This is a genomic window from Micromonospora sp. URMC 106, from assembly GCF_051386395.1.
Classification (GTDB): Bacteria; Actinomycetota; Actinomycetes; order Mycobacteriales; family Micromonosporaceae; genus Micromonospora.
Genome location: NZ_JBPQTP010000010.1, coordinates 38,607 through 61,611, shown reverse-complemented (window position 1 = coordinate 61,611; position 23,005 = coordinate 38,607). Strand labels below are relative to the sequence as shown.

The window sequence follows — 23,005 nt, the reverse complement described above, 5'->3', positions numbered from 1 at the left end:
AAGTGGAGTAGAGTGGGGCGCAATGGTGAGGCCGGGAGGGCCCACCGGCCCGGGGGGTCAGCGGCGCCGCGAACGCCGCTCAAGGGCGAGGGGGTTGGGCCGTGTTCCTCGGCACCCACACCCCGCGCCTGGACGACAAAGGCCGGTTGATCCTTCCGGCGAAGTTCCGGGATGAGCTGGCGGGGGGTGTCGTGATCACCAAAGGGCAGGAGCGCTGCCTCTACGTCTTCCCGATGCCCGAGTTCCAGCGGATCGCGGAGCAGTTGCGCGCGCAGCCGATGACGCACAAGGCGGCCCGGGCCTACAGCCGGGTCTTCTTCGCCAGCGCGCACGACGAGGTGCCCGACAAGCAGGGCCGGGTGACGATCCCGGCCCACCTGCGGGCGTACGCCGCTCTCGACCGGGATCTGGTCGTGATCGGCGCGAGCACCCGGGTGGAGATCTGGGACAAGCTCGCCTGGGAGTCCTACCTCGCGGAGAGCGAAGACGACTTCGCCGACATCGAGGAGGGGGTGCTGCCCGGCGGTCTGTAGGGCGTGACGACGCCCGACGTACTGCGAGATCTCCACCCGCTTTCGAGTTCCTGGCACCCCTTCCCCGGTGCCAGGCGCACGATCCGATGGGAGGGCCGCGGCCTCCGGCGGGCGGGAGCGGATGGGGATCTGGCGGTACGACGGGCACGGCGTCGTCCGACGACAGGCGCAGAAGGACTGAGGTTTCAACCAGTGGGGGTCGACATGGGGGAGCTACGCGGCACGCACGTGCCCGTGCTGCTCGAGCGGTGTCTCGAGTTGCTGGCCCCCGCGCTGGGCCGGGGCGGGCGGACGGTCCATGTCGACGCGACGCTGGGCCTGGCCGGGCACGCCGAGGCGGTGCTGGAGGCGCACCCGGAGACGGTGCTCGTCGGGCTGGACCGGGACACCGAGGCGCTCGCCCACGCGCGCGTCCGGTTGGCCCGTTTCGCCGACCGGATCCACCTGGAGCACGCCGTCTACGACGAGCTGCCCGAGGTGCTCGACCGGCTCGGCTACCCGGCGATCGACGGGATCCTGTTCGACCTGGGGGTCTCGTCGCTGCAACTCGACGCACCCGACCGCGGGTTCGCGTACGCGCAGGACGCCCCGCTGGACATGCGGATGGACCAGACCCGGGGGGTGACCGCCGAGGAGGTGGTCAACACCTACCCCCACCCGGATTTGGCCCGGGTACTGCGGGTCTACGGCGAGGAGAAGTTCGCCGGCCGGATCGCCTCGGCGATCATCCGGGAGCGCGAGCGGGCCCGGATCACCTCGTCGGCGCGGCTGGCCGAGCTGGTTCGGGAGTCCATTCCGGCAGCAGCCAGACGAACCGGGGGGCACCCGGCAAAGAGAACGTTTCAGGCTTTACGGATCGAGGTAAACAGGGAGCTGGCAGCGCTGGAGACGGCGCTGCCGGCCGCGCTCGACAAGCTCAACGTGGGCGGCCGCATGGTGGTCCTGTCCTACCACTCGCTGGAGGACCGGCTCACCAAGGCGGCGCTCGCCGACCGGGTCCGCAGCAAGGGCCCGGTCGACCTCCCGGTCGAGCTGCCCGGGTCAGGTCCGACGTTCCGGCTGCTCAGCCGGGGCGCCGAACTGCCCGGGGAGAGGGAGGTCGCCGCGAACCCGCGGGCCGCCTCCGTGCGGCTGCGGGCCGCGGAGCGGCTCGACCCGGACGCGGCGCAGCAGGGGCGTACCGACCGCGAACGGTACCGCCGGCGGGTCAAGGCGATGCACCAACCGGGGGCGGGGTCCACCGGATCCGCGACGGATCCGACGGACCCCGGGGGACGGGACAGGGACGGACGTAGAGGGGGAGGGACATGACTAATGACAAGCGCGACCGCCGGAACGTGACCGGCGGCGGGCAGCGCACACCGCGGTCGGGGGGCCGGACCGCGGCGGAGCGGGCCACGCGCACCGGGACCGGCACGCCGCGGGCGGACCGGACGAGCCGGCTGGGGGAGACTCGCGCCCGGGGGGCGCGCGAGTTCCCGACGCAGGGCAGCGCCGCGCTGCGGCCGGCCGAGCGGGGCGACGCCACCGCGGCGCGCCCGCCGCGGCTCCGGGTGGCGCCGCCGCCGCCGGTGAAGGTGCCGCGGGCGCCGTTCGCCGCGCTGGTGCTGGTGCTGGTGGTCGGCGGGGTGCTCGGCATCCTGCTGGTCAACACGAAGATCAACGAGAACGCGTTCCGGCTGGAGAAGCTCCAGGAACAGCAGGCCAAGCTCGACCTGGAGCAGCAGCAGCTGAACAAGCAGATCGCCGAGGCGGAGGCCCCGGGCAACCTGGAGGCCCAGGCCCGCCGTCTGGGCCTGGTGGAGGCGGGCGAGCCGGCCTACATCCGGCTGCCCGACGGCAAGGTGATCGGTGTGCCGCAGCCGGCCGACGGCCAGCCGTCGATCACCAGCCAGCAGGGCGCGGGAGGCTGACGACCGTGCCACCGAGATCGGAGGAACCGCGCCGGGACGCCACGGGCTCCCGGCGCGGCTCGTCCCGGGACGTCGGTGGTCGGGGCGGCGAGCGGCGCTCCGGCGAGCCGGGAACCGGTGGCATCTCCGACGCCCGCGCGTACACCCCGCGGGGGCGCACCGTCCGCGAGCAGCGCGCCGGCGGGCGGGGCGAACGCGACGACGACACCGGCCGCGCCGAGCAGCGCCGGACCCCCCGCAGCACCCGCTCCGGCGACCCGTTCCGTCCCGCCCTCCAGGTGCTCGACGGCGGGCGCGCGGGCGCCGGCCGGACCGGCCGGCGGGAGGCGGCGGGCCGCTCCGGCGTCGTCCGCACCGTCACCCCGCGCACGCCGCGCGGCCCGCGTCACGACGACGAGCCGCCGGCGCCCCGCCGCCGCGCGCCGCGCCGGCCGGACCGCCCGGCCGCCCGGCGGCCGTCCCGCAAGCCGCCGAAGCCGCCGCGGCTGGCCGATCCCCGCCGCCGGCTGCGGCTGGGCACCGTGCTGACCCTGGCGCTGTTCGCCGTCATCGGCATCCGGCTGGTCGTCCTCCAGGCCGTGGAGACCCCGGCGTACGCCGGGGGCGGCGTGGCCGACCGGCTGCGCACCGTCACCCTGCCGGCGGCGCGGGGGGCGATCTACGACCGGTCCGGCGCCCCGCTGGCGCACAGCGTCGAGGCGCGTTACGTCTACGCCGACCCGACGCAGGTGAAGGACATCCAGGGCACCGCGAAGGCGCTCTCCCCGCTGCTCGGCATACCGGCCTCCGAACTGGCCGAGAAGATGAAGCCGCGCAAGCGGGTCAACGGGGTCGACTCGCAGTTCGAATACCTCGCCCGGGGGGTGGACATCGACCGGGCCCGGCAGATCACCGCCCTGGAACTGCCCGGCATCTACACCCACCGCGACGAGCGGCGCGAGGTGCCCGGCGGCGACCTCGCGGCCAACCTGCTCGGCTTCACCAGCCAGGACATGGTCGGCCTGGAGGGGCTGGAGGCCCGCTACGACGACGTGCTGCGCGGTGAGGACGGCAAGCGGGTCTACGAGGTCGGCCTCGGTGACCTGGCCGCCCCGATCCCCGGCGGCTACAGCGAGACGACGAAGGCCAAGCCGGGCAGCTCCCTGACGCTCACCATCGACCGCGACCTCCAGTTCATGGTGCAGCGGCTGCTGGCCCGGCACATGGCGCAGAGCAAGGGCAGCACCGGCGCGGCCGTGGTCATGGAGGTCGGCACCGGCGAGGTGCTGGCCCAGGCCAGCCACCCCACCTACAACGCGGCGAAGCCCGTACCGAGCAACCCGGCCGACCGCGAGGACGCGGCCACCAGCTTCGTGGTCGACCCCGGCTCGGTGCACAAGGCGATCACCTTCGGCGCCGCGCTGCAGGAGCGGGTGATCACGCCGGACACCACGCTGCCGATCGCCAACGCGATCCGCAAAGGCGACACCTGGTTCGCCGACACCCACCCGGCCGACGGCCGCCGGATGAGCCTGCCGGGGATGATGGCGTACTCCTCGAACGTGGGCACCATCGAGATCGCCGACAAGCTCGGCCGGGAACGCCTGATCGACTACCAGAAGCGGTTCGGCCTCGGCGAGCCGACCGGGGTCGGTATGCCCGGCGAGGCCAGCGGCCGGCTGCTGCCGGCCGACGAGTGGAGCGGGTCGTCGTACGGGTCCGTGCCGATCGGGCACAGCGTCGACGCCACGCCGCTGCAGATGGCCGCCGCGTACGCGGCGATCGCCAACGACGGCACGTACGTCCAGCCGCGCCTGGTCAAGGAGGTGATCGGGCCGGACGGGAAGCGCACGCCGACCGACCCCCCGGTCACCCGGTCGGTGCTCAGCCCGGAGAACGCCGCCGCCCTGCGCACCATCCTGGAGGCGGTGACCACCGTCGAGGGGGCCACCGGCAGGGCCGCGGCGATCCCCGAGTGGCGGGTGGCCGGCAAGACCGGCACCGGCTGGCGGCTGGTCGACGGGCGCAAGCAGCCCGGCGAGGTGGCCTCGTTCATCGGCATGGCCCCGGCCGAGAACCCCCGCTACGTGATCGCGGTCTTCGCGCACACGCCCGCGGGCGGCGGCGGGGACATCGCGGCCCCCGCGTTCCGGGACATGATGCAGTTCACGCTGCGTCACCACGGCGTGCCGCCGAGCGGGGAGAAGGCCCCGAAGTTCACGGTCTATCCGCGCTGAGCGGTCACGCCGGGACATCATCGGTGAGTGCGGACGAACCACCGGGGCGGCTGTGTGGCCGGAACCGGACGACCGGGTAGGGTCTGACGCCGTGTCCGGCAATCCTCGTCCCCGTACCGTGATCGGCGCCCGGCTCGGCGACCTCGCCGCCCGGCTCGCCGTCGACCCCCCGGCGGGGGCCGCCGAGCTGGTGGTGACGGGGGTTACCCACGCCAGCCAGGAGGTCCGCCCCGGCGACCTGTACGCGGCGCTGCCGGGCGCCCGCCGGCACGGCGCGGAGTTCGCCGCCGGCGCGGCGGCGGCCGGCGCCGTGGCCGTGCTGACCGATCCGGCGGGCGCCCCGGCCGCGGCCGAGGCGGGCCTGCCGGCGCTGGTGGTCGCCGATCCGCGCGCGGTGCTGGGCACCCTCGCCTCGGCCGTCTACGGCGACCCGACCGAGGGGCTGACGGTGATCGGGGTGACCGGCACGGCCGGCAAGACCTCCACCGCCTACCTGGTCGAATCCGGCCTGCGCGCCGCCGGCCACACCACGGGCCTGATCGGCACCGTGGAGACCCGCCTCGGCGACCTGGTGGTCGACAGCGTGCGCACCACGCCCGAGGCGACCGACCTGCACGCCATGCTGGCCGCCGCCCGTGAGCGCGGCGTCACCGCCGTGGTCATGGAGGTCTCCAGCCACGCCCTGGCGATGGGCCGGGTCGGCGGCGTCCGGTTCACCGTCGGCGGCTACACCAACTTCGGCTCCGACCACCTGGACTTCCACGCCGACTCGGCGGACTACTTCGCGGCCAAGGCCCAGCTGTTCGACGGGCGCTGCGCGGTGGAGGTGCTCAACCACGACGACCCGGCGCTGAAGCCGCTGTACAAGCCGGCGACGGTGACCTACTCGGCGGCCGGCGACCCGAGCGCCACCTGGTGGGCCGACGAGGTCGGCGGCGAGGGGTACGCGCAGCGCTTCACGGTGCACGGCCCGGACGGGCTGGCGCTGCCGGCCGGGGTGGCCCTGCCGGGGCGGCACAACGTCGCCAACGCCCTGCTGGCCATCGCCGCGCTGGTCGCCGCCGGGGTGGACCCGAAGACCGCCGCCGCCGGGGTGGCCGCCTGCGGCGGGGTGCCCGGACGGCTGGAGCTGGTCAGCGCCCCGGGGCCGGTGCGTGGCGTCGTCGACTACGCGCACAAGGCGGACGCGATCGTCGCCGCGCTGGCCGCGCTGCGGGAGTACGGCGCCGGCCGACTCATCTGTGTGATCGGCGCCGGTGGCGACCGCGACCGGGGCAAGCGGCCGGTGATGGGCGCCGCCGCGGCGGAGGGAGCGGACGTGGTGCTGGTGACCGACGACAACCCGCGCACGGAGGACCCGGCGGCGATCCGGGCCGAGGTGCTCGCCGGCGCCCGGGGGGCCGGCACGGCGGCGCGGATCGAGGAGGTGGCCGGCCGCCGGGCGGCCATCGACGCGGCGGTCCGGCTGGCCGCGCCGGGCGACGTGGTCGCGGTGCTCGGCAAGGGCCACGAACGCGGGCAGGAGATCGGCGGCGAGGTGCACCCGTTCGACGACCGCACCGAGCTGGCCGACGCGCTGCGCGCCCGGTTCGGCGACCCGGCGGGTCAGCGATGATCGCGCTCAGCCTGGCCGAGGTCGCCTCGGCGGTCGACGGGCGGCTCGCCGCCGCCGACCCGGACGCCCGGGTCACCGGCCCGGTCGAGTTCGACTCCCGCAAGGTGCGCGCGGGCGCGCTCTTCGTGGCCTTCCCCGGCGAGAAGGTGGACGGGCACGACTACGCCGCGGCCGCGGTGGAGGCCGGCGCGGTGGCGGTGCTCGGCACCCGGGAGGTGCCCGGCGTGCCGATGGTGCTGGTCGAGGACGCGCTGACCGCGATGGGCCGGCTGGCCCGCGCGGTGGTCGACCGGCTGCCCGGGCTCACCGTGATCGGGCTGACCGGCTCGTCGGGCAAGACCACCACCAAGGACCTGATCGCCCAGCTCGCCGCGCGGCTCGGCCCGACGGTCGCCCCGCCCGGCTCGTTCAACAACGAGCTGGGGCACCCGTACACGGCGCTGCAGGCCGGCCCGGAGACCCGCTACCTGGTGATGGAGAAGGGCGCCCGCGGGGTGGGGCACGTGCGCTACCTGTGCGACGTGGTGCCGCCGCGGATCTCCGTGGTGCTCAACGTCGGGGTCGCGCACATCGGCGAGTTCGGCTCGGTGGAGACCATCGCGCTGGCGAAGGGCGAGCTGGTCGAGGCGCTGCCCGCCGACGGCCTGGCCGTGCTGAACGCCGACGACCCGCTGGTCGACGCGATGGCCTCGCGTACCGTCGCCCGGGTGATCCGCTACGGCGAGGCGGCGCACGCCGACGTGCGGGCCGAGGACGTGACGCTGGACGACCGGGGTCGGCCCGCGTACACCCTCATCACCCCGGAGGGGTCCGCGCCGGTGCGGCTCGGGCTGACCGGCCGGCACCAGGTCGGCAACACCCTCGCCGCCGCGGCGGTGGCCCGCGAGCTGGGCATGCCGCTGGCCGAGCTGGCCACCGCGCTGGGCGCGCTGGGGCTGGTCTCGACCCGTCGGATGGACGTCTTCGAGCGCGCCGACGGGGTGACCGTGATCGACGACTCGTACAACGCCAACCCCGCGTCGATGGCGGTCGCGCTGCGCGCGCTGGCCGGCATCGGGCGGGAGCGGCGCACCGTCGCGGTGCTCGGCTACATGGCCGAGCTGGGCCCGTTCGAACGCGACGGGCACGCCGAGGTCGGCCGGCTCGCGGCCGAGCTGGGCGTCGACCGGCTGCTCGTGGTGGGCGAGCCGGCCGCGCCGATCCACGAAGGCGCGACATCGGTAGGTGACTGGGGAGGAGAGTCGGTGCTGCTCACCGATCAGGCGGCGGCCGTCGAGGTGCTGCGGAGCGAGTTACGGCCGGGCGACGTCGTCCTGGTGAAGGGCTCCCGGTACCGCACGTGGGAGGTGGCCGACGCGCTGCGCGCCGACGCCGCCGGCAGCGGGGCCAACGGGACGGCGACGGGGGGCGGCACCGCATGAGGGCGGTCATCGTCGCCGTCGGGGTGGCCTTCCTGATCTCGCTCTTCTGCACCCCGATCGCGATCAAGGTGTTCGCCCGGCTGAAGGCCGGCCAGCCGATCCGATCAAACCTCGGGCTCGCCAGCAACGAGGGCAAGAAGGGCACGCCGACGATGGGCGGCGTGGTGTTCATCCTCGCCACGGTCATCGCGTACGTCGCCGGGCACCTGGCCCTGACCACCCTGCCGGACGCGCAGATCGCCCAGGTCGAGCCGACGATCACCGCGCTGGTGCTGCTGGGGCTGATGGTCTTCTCCGGCGCCGTCGGCTTCATCGACGACTTCCTGAAGGTGCGCAAGCGGCACAGCGGCGGGCTCAACAAGCGCGGCAAGCTGCTCGGCCAGATCCTGGTCGGCGCGGTCTTCGGGGTGGTGGCGCTCTACTTCCCGAGCACCATGACCGACGCCTCGGGCGCGGTGACCAACACCGAGACCGTGGGCAGCACCACGCTGAGCTTCATCCGGGACATCCCGGCGCTGGACGTCAGCAAGATCGGCGCGGTGGTCATCTTCATCTTCGTGGTGATGGCCGCCACCAACGGCGTCAACCTCACCGACGGCCTCGACGGCCTGGCCACCGGCGCCTCGGTGATGGTCCTCGCGGCGTACGCGCTGATCGCGTTCTGGCAGTACCGGCACTGGTGCGCCGACCCGGACTACACCCAGGACTACTGCTACACCGTCCGGGACCCGCTGGAGATCGCCCTGATCGCCGGCGCCGCGGCCGGGGCCTGCGTCGGCTTCCTGTGGTGGAACACCTCGCCGGCGCGGATCTTCATGGGCGACACGGGAGCGCTGGGCCTCGGCGGCCTGATCGCCGGCATGGCGATGTCCACCCGGACGATCCTGCTGCTGCCGATCATCGGCGGCCTCTTCGTGATCATCACGATGTCCGTGGTGATCCAGATCATCTCGTTCCGGACCACCGGCAAGCGGGTGTTCCGGATGTCGCCGCTGCAGCACCACTTCGAGCTCGCCGGCTGGAGCGAGGTCAACATCGTGGTCCGGTTCTGGATCATCGCCGGCATCGGCGTGGCCATCGCGCTCGGCCTCTTCTACAGCGAGTTCCTCGCGAACATGACCTGAGCCGACCGGTCCGCCCCGCGGCGCGTCCGGCGGCGGGACGGAGAACGGCGCCGCGCGCAAGCCCGACACGCCGACCGGCCGGTTGCGCCGGTGGCGGCCCCGGGAAACCGCGATGATGGTCCGGTGGGGGAGGCAAGAGGCATCGAGGTCACGACAGAGGCGACGCCCCGGCGGTCGGCCGGGGCCACGCGTACGCGCGACGCGCCCGCCGCCACGCGAGGGCCGGACGAGGCCGGCGGCCGGGCGGCGCGCGGGGTGGACGCCGTGGGCGGGCTGGCCGCGCTGCGCGGCCTGCTGGACCGCCCGCTGGCCTCCTACTACCTGCTGCTGTCCAGCGCCGGGCTGCTGCTGCTGATCGGCCTGACGATGGTCTTCTCCGCGACCAGCGTCCGCGAGTACGCCGAGGGCGGCAACGCCTTCGCCGCGCTCACCAAGCAGGCGATCTTCGCGGTGATCGGCATCGTCGCGTTCTGGGCCTGCCAGCGGCTGCCGGCCAAGACCTACCGGGTGCTGGGCCGGCCGCTGCTGTTCACCGCCGTCGGCCTGCTGCTGGTGCTCAACCTGCTGCTGGCGTACGCCCGGCTGACCGGCCAGGAGTCGGCCCGGATCGGCCCGATCGAGGCCCGGCTGCTGTGGCTCTTCGTCGGCGGCATCCAGCTGCAGCCCTCCGAGCTGGCGAAGTTCGCCCTGGTGCTCTGGGGGGCGCACGTGATCGCCCGCAAGGGCGCCGCCCTGGGCTGGTGGCGCGAGCTGGCCACCCCGCTCTTCCCCGTCGTCGGCCTGCTCTTCGTCCTGGTCGGCTACAACGACCTCGGCACGATGCTCTGCCTGCTCGCCGTGGTGGTGGGGCTGCTCTGGGCGGCCGGGGTGCGGATGCGCGTCTTCGGCACCCTCACCGTGCTCGGGCTGATCGGGGTCGGCCTGCTGATCGCCGTCGCCTCGCTGGGCGCGGGCTCCGGGGAGCGCGGCGAGGAGAACTACCGCTTCGCCCGGCTGATGTCGTTCTTCAACCCGCCGGCGCCGGACGAGTGCAAGCTCGACGGCTGCTTCCAGATCTACCAGGGGCGACTCGCGATCGAGCACGGCGGCTGGTTCGGCGTCGGGCTCGGCAAGTCCAGCCTGAAGTTCGGCTGGCTGCCGGAGGCGCACAACGACTTCATCTTCGCGATCATCGCCGAGGAACTGGGCGTGGTCGGCTGCGTGGTGGTGCTCAGCCTGTTCGCCGTGCTGGCCTACACCGGGCTGCGGATCGCCCGGCGGGTCGAGGACCCGTTCCGCCGGCTCGCCGCCGCGGCGGTGACCACCTGGCTGGTCAGCCAGGCCGTGATCAACATCGGCGGCGTGGTCGGGCTGCTGCCGATCACCGGCCTGCCGCTGCCGTTCATCTCCGACGGCGGCAGCGCCCTGGTCGTCACGCTCGCCGCGATCGGGATGCTGGCCTCGTTCGCCCGCGCGGAACCCGACGCCGCCAGAGCGCTGCATGCCCGTCCGCCGGCCCGATGGGTCCGACTACTCTGGGCCCCGTTGCCGCCGCTTCCCGGGCGGCGTCGCCGCCCGGCGTCGCCCCCGGCTGCCCGTGGGTCCGTGCCCCGGGCGCGGGAGCGGCGGCCCGACGACCAGGCCGCACCGCGCGGGGTCCGGCTCGCCCGGACCCGCCGCGGGTCGGCGGACGAGAGGAGACGTTGATGGGTCCGCTGCGTTCGGTGGTGCTCGCGGGAGGTGGCACCGGGGGGCACATCTACCCGCTGCTCGCCTTCGCCGACTGCCTGCGCCGACACGACCCCGGCGTCCGGATCACCTGCCTGGGCACACCGAAGGGCCTGGAGAACGAGCTGATCCCGCCGCAGGGCTACGACCTGCGGCAGATCCCGGCCTACCAGCTGCCCCGGTCGGTCAACATGAACCTGGTCAAGACCCCGGGCCGGATGTGGACCGCGGCCCGCGCCGCGGGCAAGGTGATCGACGAGGTGCGCGCCGACGTGGTCGTGGGCTTCGGCGGGTACGTCTCGGTGCCGGCCTACCTGGCCGCCTGGCGGCGCGAGCTGCCGATCGTGATCCACGAGGTGAACGTGCCGCCGGGCGTGGCCAACCGCCTCGGGATGAAGTTCACCCGGCACGTGGCGGTCGGCTTCCCGCACCAGCCGGCCCAGGCGGAGGCGCTGCGCGACGCCCGGGTGGTCGGCGTGCCGCTGCGCCGGGGCATCGCCGGGCTGGACCGGGTCGCCACGCGCAACGCGGCGCGCGCCCACTTCGGGCTCCGCCCCGACCTGCCGGTGCTCTTCGTCGCCGGGGGCTCGCAGGGCGCCCGCTCGATCAACCTGGCGGTGGCCGGGGCGGCGAAGGAACTCGCCCGCAACGGGGTGCAGGTGCTGCACGTCATCGGCGCCCGCAACGAGCCGGTGCCCGTCCCCACCGACCTGCCGGTCCCGTACGTGACGCTGCCGTACCTGTCCGAGATGGAGGCCGGCTACGCCGCCGCCGACCTGATGCTGGGCCGCGGCGGGGCGATGACCTGCGCGGAGGTGGCCGCGATCGGGCTGCCCACCATCTACGTGCCCTACCCGCACAGCAACCAGGAGCAGAAGCGCAACGCGCTGCCCGTGGTGGAGGCCGGCGGCGGGCTGCTCGTCGACGACGCCGAGCTGACCCCCGACTGGGTCGAGCGGACCGTCATCCCGCTGATCCGCGACCCGCACCGGCTCGCCGCGATGGGCGCCGCCGCGGCCGCGTACGGGCGCCGCGACGGCGACGAGGCGCTGCTCAACTTCGTCTACGAGGCGGTGGCCCGATGAGTGGGCGCACCGCGACGGGAAGGTACTCGGCATGAACACCGCACAGTTCACCCCGGCAGGCACGCTCACCGCGGAGGACCTGGGCACGATCCACCTGATCGGCGTCGGCGGGGTCGGCATGAGCGGGCTGGCCCGGCTCTTCCTGACCCGGGGCATCCGGGTCTCCGGCAGCGAGCTGCGGGAGTGGCCCTCCCTGGCCGGCATGCGCGCCCTCGGCGGCACGATCCACATGAGCCACGAGGCGTCCAACCTCGACGGCGTCGACACGGTCGTCTACTCCTCGGCGATCCCGCAGGACCACCTGGAGATGGTGGAGGCGCGCCGGCGCGGCCTGCGCGTGCTGCACCGCTCGGAGGCACTGGCCGCGGCGATGACGGGCCGCCGGACGGTGGCGGTCGCCGGCACCCACGGCAAGACCACCACCACCTCGATGGTCACCATGGTGCTCCAGCAGGCCGGGCAGGATCCGTCCTTCGTGATCGGCGGGGAGATCTCCGAGGTCGGCTCGGGCGCCCACCACGGCACGGGCGAGTACTTCGTGGTCGAGGCGGACGAGAGCGACCGCTCCTTCCTCATCTACCGCCCGTACGTCTCGATCATCACCAACGTCGAGGCCGACCACCTCAACACCTACGGCGACCTCGCCAACCTGGAGGCGGCCTTCGCCGAGTTCGCCCGGCTCACCGACCCGGACGGCTTCATCATCACCTGCGCCGACGACGCCGGCGGGCGGCGGCTGGCCGAGACGCTGCGCGCGGAGGGCCGGCGCGTGCACACGTACGGCGAGGCCGCCGACGCCGACCTGCGACTGACCGAGATCGCGTCCTCGGCCCGCGGGGTCCGCTACCTGGCGAGCATCGACGGCCGGTCGCTGGGCGAGTTCCGCCTCCCCGTGCCGGGGCGGCACATGGGGCTCAACAGCGCCTCGGCGGTGCTCGCCGCGTACCTGCTGGAGCTGCCGCTGGAGGCGGCCGAGGCCGCGCTCGCGGCGTTTCCCGGCGTGCGGCGGCGCTTCGAGCGCAAGGGCGTCGCGGACGACGTGCTCGTCTACGACGAGTACGCCTACCACCCGACCTCGATGACGCTGGCGTTGCAGACGCTGCGCGAGGTGGCCGGCGACGGCCGGCTGATCGTGGTGTTCCAGCCCTACCGGCTCTACCGCACCCGCGACCTGCAGGCGGAGATCGCCGAGGCGCTGGGCATCGCCGACGAGCTGGTGCTGCTGGAGGTCTTCGGCCCGGGTGAGCTGCGCCAGCCCGGCGAGGGCTCGGCGGCGCTCGTCGAGGCGGTGCCGCTGCCGGCGGAGCGCAAGGTCTTCGTGGACTCGTGGGAGGCCGCGCCGGCCGAGGTCGCCCGGCGGGCCCGGCCCGGTGACGTCGTGGTGACCATGGGCGCCCCGCCGATCTCCCTGATGGGGGACCAGCTGCTGGACGCGCTGTCGGCGCGTACCGCCGATCCGGCGGCGCCGGCGGGCACGACGCCCGGCGGTGAGGCCGGCGGGGCGACCACCATCGGCGGCACCGTTCCCGGCGTCGGGACCGTCGGCGGCGCGGTTCCGGACGGCGCGGCGCCCGCGGCCGGATGAGCCCCGGTCCGGCGCGCGGGCGCACCACCGGCGCGGACGGGGCCGGCCGGCGCGGACCGGTGCGCCGATGGCAGCTCGTCCGGGCCGGCAGCGACGCCGTCCCCGCCTCGACCCGGCGGTTCATGGCCCGGGCCCGGCAGCGCCGGATGCGCGCCGCGCTGCCGTGGGCGGTCGCCGCGGGCGTGCTCGGCCTGGCCGGGCTGGTCGCCTGGACGCTGCTCGGCACCGGCCTGTTCGGGGTGCGCGAGGTCCGGGTCGAGGGCGCCGAGCTGGTCAGCGCGGTACAGGTGCGCGACGCGGCCGCGGTGCCCGACGGCGCCCCACTGGCCCGGGTGGACCTGGCCGCCACGGCGCGGCGGGTCGGCGGGCTGCCGGCGGTGGAGCGGGCGGTGGTGACGCGGGACTGGCCGGACGCGCTGGTGGTCCGGGTGACCGAGCGCACCGGCGTGGCGGCGGTGCCACGCGGGGAGCAGTTCGTGGTGATCGACCGGGCGGGCGTGGTGTTCCGGACCCTGCCCCGGCAGCCGGACGGCCTGCCGGTGGTCCGGCTCGCCGAGCCGGGGCCGGACGACGGGGCGACCCGGGCCGCCCTGGAGGTCCTCGCCGTGCTCACCCCGCAGTTGCGCGCCGAACTGGTGGACGTGACCGTCGAGGGGCTGGCCCGGATCAAGCTCCGGCTGCGCGACGACCGGGTGGTGGTCTGGGGCGACGCGACCCGGGGCGCGGACAAGGCGCGGGTCGCCAGCGCCCTGCTCGACCGCGAGGCCGACACCATCGACGTGAGCGCGCCGGACGTCGTGACCCTGCGGTGAGCGGTGACCTGGTCCCACCCGCGCGACGTGACCCGTCCCGCTCCGCGGGCGACACGCCGGGCGGGTCCTTGGCCTACGGCGTGGGGGCGCTTACGTTGCCCCGAAGGGGATCAGTGGTTGACATAACTGTAAGCCTCTAGTAGAGGGTGAGGGTTTAATCCTGATCCTCGCTGGTGACAGCTGTCGTCGGCCGCTGGTCTGGCCAAGCCGTACCCGGTCGGCCCATGCCAATCTCGAAGGGAAAGGACCGAGGATGACACCTCCGCACAACTACCTGGCGGTCATCAAGGTCGTCGGCATCGGTGGCGGCGGCGTCAACGCCGTCAACCGGATGATCGAGGTTGGGCTCAAGGGCGTCGAGTTCATCGCGATCAACACCGACGCGCAGGCGCTGCTGATGAGCGACGCCGACGTCAAGCTCGACGTCGGCCGCGAGCTGACCCGCGGGCTCGGCGCGGGCGCCAACCCCGACGTCGGCAAGAACGCCGCCGAGGACCACCGCGACGAGATCGAGGAGGTGCTCAAGGGCGCCGACATGGTCTTCGTGACCTGCGGCGAGGGCGGCGGCACCGGCACCGGCGGCGCGCCCGTGGTGGCGAACATCGCGCGCAAGCTCGGCGCGCTGACCATCGGCGTGGTGACCCGACCGTTCTCCTTCGAGGGCAAGCGCCGTCAGGTGCAGGCCGAGTCCGGGATAGACGAGCTGCGCAACCAGTGCGACACGCTGATCGTCATCCCCAACGACCGGCTGCTGGCGCTGGGCGACCGCAACATCAGCATGATGGACGCGTTCCGCACCGCCGACCAGGTGCTCCTCTCCGGTGTCCAGGGCATCACCGACCTGATCACCACGCCGGGTCTGATCAACCTGGACTTCGCCGACGTCAAGAGCGTGATGAGCGGGGCGGGCAGCGCGCTGATGGGCATCGGCAGCGCCCGGGGCGAGAACCGGGCCGTCGAGGCGGCCGAGGCGGCCATCTCCAGCCCGCTGCTGGAGCAGAGCATGGACGGCGCGCGCGGCGTGCTGCTCTCCATCGCCGGAGGGTCGGACCTGGGCCTGTTCGAGATCAACGACGCGGCCCAGCTCGTCACCGACGCGGCCCACCCGGACGCCAACATCATCTTCGGCGCGGTCATCGACGACGCCCTCGGCGACGAGGTGCGGGTCACCGTCATCGCGGCGGGCTTCGACGGCGGCGCGCCGGCGTACAAGGCGGCCGAGCCGGCGGCCCGCAAGACCAACCAGAACCAGCCGGCGCAGCCCAACCCGCCGGTCGCGCCGCCGGCCACCATGCCGGCCCCGCAGCAGTCGCCCCGCCGGGTGCTCTTCGACGACGTCGACGTGCCCGACTTCCTCAAGAACGGTTCCTGAGCCCCGCCGATGACCGACAGCCCAGCCACGGTACGCCCCGACCGGCGTGCCGAACTCGCGGCCGGCCTGGCCCGCGTACGGTCCCGGATCGCGCAGGCCTGCGCCGACGCCGGACGGGACACCTCCGAGGTCACCATGGTCGCGGTGACCAAGACCTATCCGGCCGGGGACGTGGTGGCCCTGGCCGGGCTCGGCGTGACCGACGTGGGGGAGAACCGCGACCAGGAGGCGGCGCCCAAGGCGGCCGAGGTGGCCGCGGCCGGGGTGACGCCCCGGTGGCACTTCATCGGGCAGTTGCAGCGCAACAAGGCCCGGTCGGTGGCCCGCTACGCCGACGTGGTCCACTCCGTCGACAGCGTACGGCTGGCGCGGGCGCTGGACACGGCGTCGGCGGCCGCGCGGGACCGGCCGCTGGACGTGCTGGTCCAGGTCAGCATCGACGGTGACGCGGCCCGGGGCGGAGCGCTGCCGGGCTCGGCCGACCCGGACGCCGGGCTCGACCCGGTGGCCGAGGCGGTCGCCGGCGCGGACGCCCTGCGGCTGGTCGGCCTGATGGCGGTGGCGCCGCTGGGCTGGGAGCCGGAGCGGGCGTTCGCCCGGCTGGCCGAGGTGGCCGCCGGGTTCCGGACGGTCCACCCGGGAGCCGTCGCGCTCTCCGCCGGCATGAGCGGCGACCTCGAGATCGCCATCCGGTACGGCGCGACACATGTCCGCGTGGGCAGCGCGTTGCTCGGAATGCGTCCCACGCTGCGGTAGCCTGACCGCGAGAGAAGCAAATTACATCTGTGTTGTTTGGTAGGTGCGGCATCCCGTTGTCGGGGGTCGTGGCGCGCGACGCGAATCGCGCGCCAGGGGATTGCCGCACCGGTCCGGTGGGCAGAAGTGGTCCACTCGCGACAAGCGACACGGCACGGGGGCGCGTGCCGCACGGCGGACGGGAAGGGCGCGGGATGGGTGCACTGCGCAAGGCGGGGGTCTGGCTCGGTCTGGTCGAAGAGGACGACGAGCGGGCCTACGACGACGGTGGCTACGACAAGGGTGGCTACCGCGATTCGCGTTACCGGCAGAGCCGGTACTCGGAGGAGTTCGCGGACGACGACGAGGACGACTCCGAGGAGCCGCCGGCGCCCCGGTCCCGGCTCGGCGACCGTGGTCGGCTCTCCGAGCGGGCCGCCTCCCGCGCGGCGGAGGCCGAGCGGGCCGACGCCGACCGCGCGGAGCGGGCGGAGCGGTCCAGCGTCCGCTCCATCACCCGGCCGACCGCCGGCGAGACCTCCGGGGCGCTGACCTACCACACCCGCGACAACCTGGCCCTGGCGCCGCAGACGCAGCCGCGGGAGCGGGCGGTGGTCGCCGAGGAGGAGCAGCGTTACCAGATCACCACGCTGCACCCGACCACCTACCGCGAGGCGCGCACCATCGGCGAGCACTTCCGCGACGGCGTCCCGGTGATCATCAACCTCACCGAGATGGACGAGGCGGACGCGCGTCGACTTGTCGACTTCGCCGCCGGCCTCGCGTTCGGCCTGCGCGGTACGATCGAGCGCGTGACCAATCGGGTGTTCCTGCTCTCACCGGCCAACGTCCAGGTCACCGCGGAGGACAAGGCCAAGATCGCCGAGGGCGGCTTCTTCAGCCTGAGCTAGCCCCGCCCGACCCGAGGGACGTCGCCTGTCGTGTTGTCGATCGTGCTGCAAGTGCTGTATCTGGTGCTCTATGTCTTCCTCATCACCCTGCTCGCCCGCTTCGTCCTGAGCGCCGTCCTGCAGTACGGCCGGCGCTGGCAGCCGGGGCGCGGCGCATCGGTGGGGCTGGAAATCGTGTGGAGCGTCACTGATCCCCCCCTCAACGCGTTGAGGCGTGTGATCCCTCCGTTGCGAATTGGTACCGTGAGCATCGACCTGGCCTCACTTGTGCTCCTGGTTATCCTGTTCGTGCTGATGGAGTTCGTGTTGAGGCGGTCGATCATGAGCCTTGTCTGATGACCGACGCGCTTTCGCGGCCGCAACTGACCCGAGGAGTTTCGATGCCGCTGACCCCGGCCGACGTCCACAACGTCGCCTTCAAAAAGCCGCCGATCGGCAAGCGGGGGTATGACGAGGAGGAGGTCGACGCCTTCCTGGACGAGGTCGAGCGCGAGCTTGCCCGTCTCATCGAGGAGAACAACGAGCTGCGCGCCCAGGTGGAGCGCGGCGGCCGTGGTGGCGCCCCCGCCGGCCCCGGCGGCGACGCCCGTCTCGCGGCGGAGCTCAACGACGTCAAGGCCCAGCTCGACCGGGTGCAGCGCGACAAGGCGGCGGCCGAGCAGGCCGCCCGGGCGATGCAGGCGGAGCTGGAGCAGGTTCGTTCGGCCGGTGGGCCGGCGGTCGCCGGTGACGGCGAGCAGCAGGCGCTGCGGGTGCTGATGATGGCCCAGCGGACCGCCGACGACCACGTCTCCGACGCCCGTCGCGAGGCCGACCAGCTGCTCTCCGAGGCCCGTTCCAAGGCCGAGGAGGTCACCCGCGAGGCCCGCGCCAAGGCCGACGCCCTCGAGCGTGACGCGCGCCAGCGGCACCAGGAGGCCATGGGCGGCCTGGACGCCAAGCGCACCGCGCTGCAGAAGCACATCGAGGAGCTCAAGCAGTTCGAGCGCGAGTACCGCACCCGCCTCAAGGCCTACCTGGAGAGCCAGCTGCGCGACCTCGACGGCCGCGGCCAGGGTCTGGAGGCGGAGATCACCCGCGGCGAGGGCAGCCGGGCAACCGGCGGCAACGGCCTCGCCGCCGCCGGTCTCGCCGGCTCCTACGGCAGCGGTCGTTCCGGCGCCCTCGAAGCCGGTCGCTGATCACCGGTCGGCGGCCGTCCGCACCGTGACGGTCGCCGACCTCCCCTCATCGGTTCGACGCGGCGGGGGTGAGCCGTGATAGTCGCGAGTCTCCTGCTCATCCTCGTCGCGGTGGTGCTGTTGGTGGCCGGCCTTGCCGGCGGCTCCAGCGTTCTTCTCGTCGTGTCCATCGCGGCCAGCCTGCTGGCCGCCGTCGCGTTGGTCGTGGGCGCCCGCCAGGCGGCCGCCGACCGGGTGGCGGCGGAGCAGCCACGACGGCCGTCCCGCACGGCGGCCCGACCGGCCGACCCGGCCCTCGCGTACGGGTCGCCGGTGGAGCCGGAGATCCCCGTCCAGCACGTTCCTCCGACGGTCGACGCCGGCGGTCCCGGGTGGCGGCAACCACCCGAGCCGCCGGTGGCCGACGTCGGAGCCCGAACCGCCGGGCCCGGGATGGTCGGGGTGCCGGGCGACGACGAACCGGCCGCGCAGGACGTCACGCCGGCCGAGGCCGCCCGGGTGGCCCGCCTCGACGCCGAGGTGCGGGTGGTGGACGGGCGCCCCCGCTACCACCTCGCCGACTGCGCCCACCTCGTGGGTCGCGAGCACGAGCCGCTGCCGGTCGCCGAGGCCGTCGAGCTGGGCTTCACTCCGTGCGCCCACTGCGCGCCCGACACCGCCCTGCTCGCCGACGCCGGCCGGATCTGAGCGGCCGGTCCCGATGCACGACTCGCTGACCGTGGCGGTACGGGTGAAGCCCGGCTCCGCCCGCGCCCGCGTCGGGGGCTGCTTCGACGGCCCGCACGGGCCCGCCCTGGTCGTCGCGGTGAACGCGCCGGCCGTGGACGGCCGGGCCACCGAGGCGGCCCGGCGGGCGTTGGCCGGGGCGTTGGGCGTACGACCCGCCGCGGTGTCGCTGCGGGCCGGCGCGGCCAGCCGCGACAAGCTCTTCACCGTAGACGGTTCCGCCCCGGAGCTGACCGAGGCGCTGCGCCGGCTGCGCGACGGGGCCGCCGGGTGACGCACGCCCGGGCCAGGCGGCCGTGACGCCGGGGCTCGATCTCGCGCTCCTGCTCGGCGCGGCGGTACTGCTGGTGGCGGTCGGGGCGGTGCGGCTCTCCACGCGGCTCGGCGTGCCGAGCCTCCTGGTCTACCTGGCGCTCGGGGTGGCGATCGGCGAGGCCGGGCTGGGCATCCGCTTCGACGACGCCGAGCTGACCCGCACCCTCGGCTTCTGCGCGCTCATCGTGATCATCGCCGAGGGCGGGCTGACCGCCCGGTGGAGCACGCTGCGCCCGGTGCTCGGGCTCGCCGCCCTGCTCTCCACGGTCGGCGTGGTGGTCAGCATCCTGGTCGTCGGCCTCGCCGTGCACCTGCTGCTCGGGCTGGACTGGCGGCTGGCCCTGCTCTACGGCGCGGTGCTCTCCTCCACCGACGCCGCGGCGGTCTTCGCCACGCTGCGCCGGCTGCGCCTGCCGCCCCGCCTGGTGGCCACCCTGGAGGCCGAGTCGGGGATGAACGACGCCCCGGTCGTGCTGCTGGTGGTGCTGTTGTCCCGGGAGGGGGTCGCCCACCCGTGGTGGTACGAGACCGCCCTGGTCAGCTACGAGCTGGGCGTCGGCGCCGCCGTCGGCTTCGCGGCCGGCGTCGGCGGGCGGTGGGCGCTGCGGCACGCCGCCCTGCCGTCGGCGGGGCTCTACCCGATCGCGGCGGTCGGGCTGACCGTGCTCGCCTACGCCGCGGGCGCGGTGCTGCACGCCTCGGGCTTCCTCGCCGTCTACGTGGCGGGGGTGATCCTCGGCAACGCCCGGCTGCCGCACCGGCAGGCGATCCTGGGCTTCGCCGACGGGCTGGCCTGGCTGGCGCAGATCGGGCTGTTCGTGCTGCTCGGGTTGCTCGTCACGCCGAGCCGGCTGGGCTCGGCGGTGCTGCCGGCGGTGGTCGCCGGGCTGGCGCTGGTGCTGCTGGCCCGGCCGCTGTCGGTGGCGGCCTCCGCGCTGCCCTTCCGGTTCGGCCTGCGCGAGCAGGCGTTCCTGTCCTGGGCGGGGCTGCGCGGGGCGGTGCCGATCGTGCTCGCCACCATCCCGCTGTCGGAGCGGGTGCCCGGCGCCGACCGCCTCTTCGACTCGGTCTTCGTCCTGGTGGTGATCTTCACGCTGTTGCAGGCGGGCACCCTCGACCCGGTGGCCCGCTGGCTGCGGGTCACCGCCCCGGCCGAGGCGGCGGAGATCCGGGTGGAGACCGCCCCGCTGGAGCGGATGCGCGCCGACCTGCTCCAGGTCGAGGTGCCGCCCGGTTCGCGGCTGGCCGGGGTGCACGTCGACGAGCTGCGGCTGCCGCTGGGGGCGTCGGTGACGCTGGTGCTGCGGGACGGGGTGGGCGTCGTGCCCGGCCCGGACTTCCGGCTGAAGACCGGCGACAGTTTCCTGATCGTGGCGACCGCCGGGGTGCGCGACGAGGCGGAGCGGCGGCTGCGGGCGGTGAGCCGGCGCGGCCGGCTGGCCCGCTGGTTTGGCGAGTACGGCGAGGATCGCACCGGTTGATCTGCTAGCGTTCCCTTTGTCCCGATAAGTCATAACTCGGGGCCGAGCGGCGGTGCGTCGGTGCGGCACATTGTCGGACGCCTGTACGTTCCGTATTCTTGCGAATCTCCGGAGTGCGCGGCCACGTCGCCGCGCGCCCCTTTTGTACCTGGGGTGCCGCCGATGCCGGCGGCCCCTGTCCAGGCGCCGCGGACCCCCGCGGCTCCGCGGCCGAGGGAGCGACGATGGCGAAGCCAGCCGAGACCAGGACCGCCGGCCGCAAGCCGGTGGCGAAGGCCACCCGCAGCGCGGCGGAGACCGAGAAGATCCGGGCGGCCCTGGCGGCGCGGCGCGACGAGTTGCGCGCCGAGTACGATCAGACGCTGAGCGAGATCACCGAGCTGCAGCGCGACCGGCTGACCGACTCGGCCGGGGACGACCAGGCCGACACCGGGACCAAGACGTTCGAGCGGGAGCAGGAGATCTCCCTCGCCAACAACATCCTGGAACGGATCACGCAGGTCGAGCGGGCGTTGGAGCGGCTCGACGAGGGTGGATACGGTTGGTGCGCGCGGTGCGGCAACCCGATCCCGGTGGAGCGGCTCGCCGCCTTCCCGTCGGCCACCCTCTGCGTGACGTGCAAGCAGCTGGAGGAGCGGCGCTGAGGCCCACTCCCCGGCGGCCATGGGAGGCGGCGCGCCAGCGCCGCCGCGAGCGTCGATGGGGAGCAGATGTCCGAAGCACCGTCCGCCGGGTCCGGCGACGCTGAGCCGGGAGGCGGCACGCCGCGCCGCCGGGCCGTCACCATCCTGCTCGGGGTCGCGCTGACCGCCCTGGCGGCCGACCTGGTCACCAAGCACCTCGCCCTGGCCGCCCTGGAGGACCGGGAACCGGTCGAGCTGCTCGGCGGCGCGGTCTACCTCAGCCTCACCCGCAACAGCGGCGCGGCCTGGAGCATCGGCGCCGACCACACCTGGGTCTTCCCGCTGATCACCATCGGCGTGGTCGGCTGGATCCTCTGGATGGCCCTGCGGCTGCGCTCGCTGCCGTGGGCGGTCTCGTTGGGGCTGGTGCTGGGCGGGGCGCTGGGCAACCTCACCGACCGGATCTTCCGCGCCCCGGGCTGGTTCGTCGGGCACGTGGTGGACATGGTCAGCCTCTTCGACCCGTACGGGCGGGTCTGGCCGGTGTTCAACCTGGCCGACAGCGCCCTGGTCTGCGGCGTGGTGCTCGCCGTCGCGCTCGAGCTGACGGGCCGCCAGCGCGACGGCAGCCGGATCGGCAGGGACGAGGCGGCGAAGTCGGCGGCGCAGGCCGGCGCGGGGCAGCGGGGGCGGGCATGACCTCCGCCTTCGCCGCCGGCGGCGACCACCGCTCCCTGCCCGTGCCCGACGGCCTCGACGGCACCCGGCTCGACCAGGCCGTGTCGCGGCTCTTCGGGCTCTCCCGCACCGCCGCCGCGGCCCTGGTCGACGCCGGCGACGCGCTGGTCGACGGGGTCGCCCGCGCCAACTCCTACAAGGTCAAGGCGGGTTCCTGGCTGGAGGTGACCCTGCCCGCGCCGGTCGCCCCGCCCGCAGTGGTGCCGCAGGCGGTGCCCGGGCTGCGGGTGGTGTACGCCGACGACGACATCGTGGTGGTGGACAAGCCGGTCGGGGTCGCCGCCCACCCGAGCCCCGGCTGGACCGGTCCCACCGTGATCGGCGCGTTGGCCGCCGTCGGGCACCGCATCTCCACCAGCGGCGCCGCCGAGCGGCAGGGCGTGGTGCACCGGCTCGACGTGGGCACCACCGGCATCATGGTGGTGGCCAAGAGCGAGCAGGCGTACACCTCGTTGAAGCGGGCGTTCAAGTACCGCGAGGTGGAGAAGCGCTACCACGCCGTGGTGCAGGGGCACCTCGATCCGCTGCGCGGCACCATCGACGCCCCGATCGACCGGCACCCGACCCACGACTACCGCTGGGCGGTGGTCTCCGGTGGCAAGCCGAGCATCACGCACTACGACACGGTGGAGGCGTTCCCGGCGGCGAGCCTGGTCGACGTCCGGCTGGAGACCGGCCGCACCCACCAGATCCGGGTGCACTTCTCCACGCTGCGGCACCCGTGCGTCGGCGACCTGACGTACGGGGCGGACCCCACCCTCTCCGCCCGCCTGGGCCTGACCAGACAGTGGCTGCACGCCCGCTCGTTGAGCTTCCTGCACCCCCGGTCGGGGGACGAGGTGCGCTTCGTCAGCGACTACCCTGACGACCTGGGCCGGGCGCTCGAGATCCTCCGCGACTGAGCGTCGTCCC

21 protein-coding genes and 1 pseudogene are annotated in these 23,005 nt (G+C 74.3%); all 22 read left to right on the top strand.

What is annotated here, in order from left to right; translation table 11 throughout:
• Window positions 1–101: 101 nt before the first annotated feature.
• The 22 genes and pseudogenes from mraZ (at window position 102) to ACSNOB_RS05340 (ending at window position 22,995) form a co-directional block, all read left to right on the top strand.
• Entirely contained in the window at window positions 102–533 is a 432-nt protein-coding gene (gene mraZ, locus ACSNOB_RS05445; protein ID WP_393103486.1) for a division/cell wall cluster transcriptional repressor MraZ, read from the top strand.
• A 204-nt stretch (window positions 534–737) separates the two neighbouring features.
• A pseudogene (rsmH, locus tag ACSNOB_RS05440) lies at window positions 738–1,848 on the top strand (16S rRNA (cytosine(1402)-N(4))-methyltransferase RsmH).
• The gene (locus tag ACSNOB_RS05435; protein ID WP_436685479.1) at window positions 1,841–2,446 is read left to right on the top strand and encodes a septum formation initiator family protein; all 606 of its coding nucleotides are present in this window, start codon (window positions 1,841–1,843) and stop codon (window positions 2,444–2,446) included. Before rsmH ends, ACSNOB_RS05435 begins: the two are co-directional and overlap by 8 nt.
• A 5-nt stretch (window positions 2,447–2,451) precedes the next feature.
• Window positions 2,452–4,662, top strand: coding sequence for a peptidoglycan D,D-transpeptidase FtsI family protein (locus ACSNOB_RS05430; RefSeq protein ID WP_436685477.1), 2,211 nt, complete (start codon window positions 2,452–2,454; stop codon window positions 4,660–4,662).
• Window positions 4,663–4,780: 118 nt separating this feature from the next.
• Window positions 4,781–6,277 carry a UDP-N-acetylmuramoyl-L-alanyl-D-glutamate--2,6-diaminopimelate ligase gene (locus tag ACSNOB_RS05425; protein WP_436685536.1) on the top strand — a complete coding sequence of 499 codons (1,497 nt, stop codon included), beginning with the start codon at window positions 4,781–4,783 and terminating at the stop codon, window positions 6,275–6,277.
• A complete protein-coding gene (locus tag ACSNOB_RS05420) occupies window positions 6,274–7,698 on the top strand; it encodes a UDP-N-acetylmuramoyl-tripeptide--D-alanyl-D-alanine ligase (protein WP_436685475.1) in 1,425 nt (474 codons plus the stop codon). The genes ACSNOB_RS05425 and ACSNOB_RS05420 overlap by 4 nt, the downstream gene beginning before the upstream one ends.
• Window positions 7,695–8,822: a phospho-N-acetylmuramoyl-pentapeptide-transferase gene (mraY, locus tag ACSNOB_RS05415; RefSeq protein WP_436685473.1), complete on the top strand. Its 1,128-nt coding sequence runs from the start codon at window positions 7,695–7,697 to the stop codon at window positions 8,820–8,822. The genes ACSNOB_RS05420 and mraY overlap by 4 nt, the downstream gene beginning before the upstream one ends.
• 273 nt (window positions 8,823–9,095) lie before the next feature.
• Complete coding sequence (locus ACSNOB_RS05410; RefSeq protein WP_393104137.1) at window positions 9,096–10,508, top strand: FtsW/RodA/SpoVE family cell cycle protein; 1,413 nt, start codon at window positions 9,096–9,098, stop codon at window positions 10,506–10,508.
• Window positions 10,508–11,614, top strand: a complete 1,107-nt coding sequence (gene murG, locus ACSNOB_RS05405; protein WP_436685471.1) for an undecaprenyldiphospho-muramoylpentapeptide beta-N-acetylglucosaminyltransferase — start codon at window positions 10,508–10,510, stop codon at window positions 11,612–11,614. The genes ACSNOB_RS05410 and murG overlap by 1 nt, the downstream gene beginning before the upstream one ends.
• A 31-nt stretch (window positions 11,615–11,645) precedes the next feature.
• Window positions 11,646–13,199, top strand: coding sequence for a UDP-N-acetylmuramate--L-alanine ligase (gene murC, locus ACSNOB_RS05400; protein ID WP_436685469.1), 1,554 nt, complete (start codon window positions 11,646–11,648; stop codon window positions 13,197–13,199).
• On the top strand, window positions 13,196–14,011 hold the full coding sequence (locus ACSNOB_RS05395) for a cell division protein FtsQ/DivIB (RefSeq protein ID WP_393103502.1): 816 nt from the start codon (window positions 13,196–13,198) through the stop codon (window positions 14,009–14,011). The genes murC and ACSNOB_RS05395 overlap by 4 nt, the downstream gene beginning before the upstream one ends.
• A gap of 253 nt (window positions 14,012–14,264) precedes the next feature.
• On the top strand, window positions 14,265–15,383 hold the full coding sequence (ftsZ, locus tag ACSNOB_RS05390) for a cell division protein FtsZ (protein WP_393103504.1): 1,119 nt from the start codon (window positions 14,265–14,267) through the stop codon (window positions 15,381–15,383).
• A 9-nt stretch (window positions 15,384–15,392) separates the two neighbouring features.
• Window positions 15,393–16,139, top strand: coding sequence for a YggS family pyridoxal phosphate-dependent enzyme (locus ACSNOB_RS05385; protein WP_436685467.1), 747 nt, complete (start codon window positions 15,393–15,395; stop codon window positions 16,137–16,139).
• Between the two features lie 194 nt (window positions 16,140–16,333).
• Entirely contained in the window at window positions 16,334–17,029 is a 696-nt protein-coding gene (locus ACSNOB_RS05380) for a cell division protein SepF (protein ID WP_393103508.1), read from the top strand.
• Window positions 17,030–17,059: 30 nt separating this feature from the next.
• Complete coding sequence (locus ACSNOB_RS05375; RefSeq protein ID WP_393103510.1) at window positions 17,060–17,365, top strand: YggT family protein; 306 nt, start codon at window positions 17,060–17,062, stop codon at window positions 17,363–17,365.
• Window positions 17,366–17,409: 44 nt separating this feature from the next.
• Window positions 17,410–18,210, top strand: a complete 801-nt coding sequence (locus ACSNOB_RS05370) for a DivIVA domain-containing protein (protein WP_436685465.1) — start codon at window positions 17,410–17,412, stop codon at window positions 18,208–18,210.
• 75 nt (window positions 18,211–18,285) lie between these two features.
• Window positions 18,286–18,897 carry a hypothetical protein gene (locus ACSNOB_RS05365; protein ID WP_436685464.1) on the top strand — a complete coding sequence of 204 codons (612 nt, stop codon included), beginning with the start codon at window positions 18,286–18,288 and terminating at the stop codon, window positions 18,895–18,897.
• 13 nt (window positions 18,898–18,910) lie between these two features.
• Complete coding sequence (locus tag ACSNOB_RS05360) at window positions 18,911–19,210, top strand: DUF167 domain-containing protein (protein ID WP_436685462.1); 300 nt, start codon at window positions 18,911–18,913, stop codon at window positions 19,208–19,210.
• Between the two features lie 22 nt (window positions 19,211–19,232).
• Window positions 19,233–20,732 (top strand): potassium/proton antiporter, encoded by a 1,500-nt coding sequence (locus ACSNOB_RS05355; RefSeq protein ID WP_436685460.1) that lies wholly within the window; start codon window positions 19,233–19,235, stop codon window positions 20,730–20,732.
• A 224-nt stretch (window positions 20,733–20,956) separates the two neighbouring features.
• The gene (locus ACSNOB_RS05350; protein ID WP_393103520.1) at window positions 20,957–21,376 is read left to right on the top strand and encodes a TraR/DksA family transcriptional regulator; all 420 of its coding nucleotides are present in this window, start codon (window positions 20,957–20,959) and stop codon (window positions 21,374–21,376) included.
• Window positions 21,377–21,442: 66 nt separating this feature from the next.
• Window positions 21,443–22,054 (top strand): signal peptidase II, encoded by a 612-nt coding sequence (gene lspA / locus ACSNOB_RS05345; protein ID WP_393103522.1) that lies wholly within the window; start codon window positions 21,443–21,445, stop codon window positions 22,052–22,054.
• Window positions 22,051–22,995 carry an RluA family pseudouridine synthase gene (locus ACSNOB_RS05340; protein ID WP_436685458.1) on the top strand — a complete coding sequence of 315 codons (945 nt, stop codon included), beginning with the start codon at window positions 22,051–22,053 and terminating at the stop codon, window positions 22,993–22,995. Before lspA ends, ACSNOB_RS05340 begins: the two co-directional genes overlap by 4 nt.
• Window positions 22,996–23,005 lie beyond the last annotated feature (10 nt).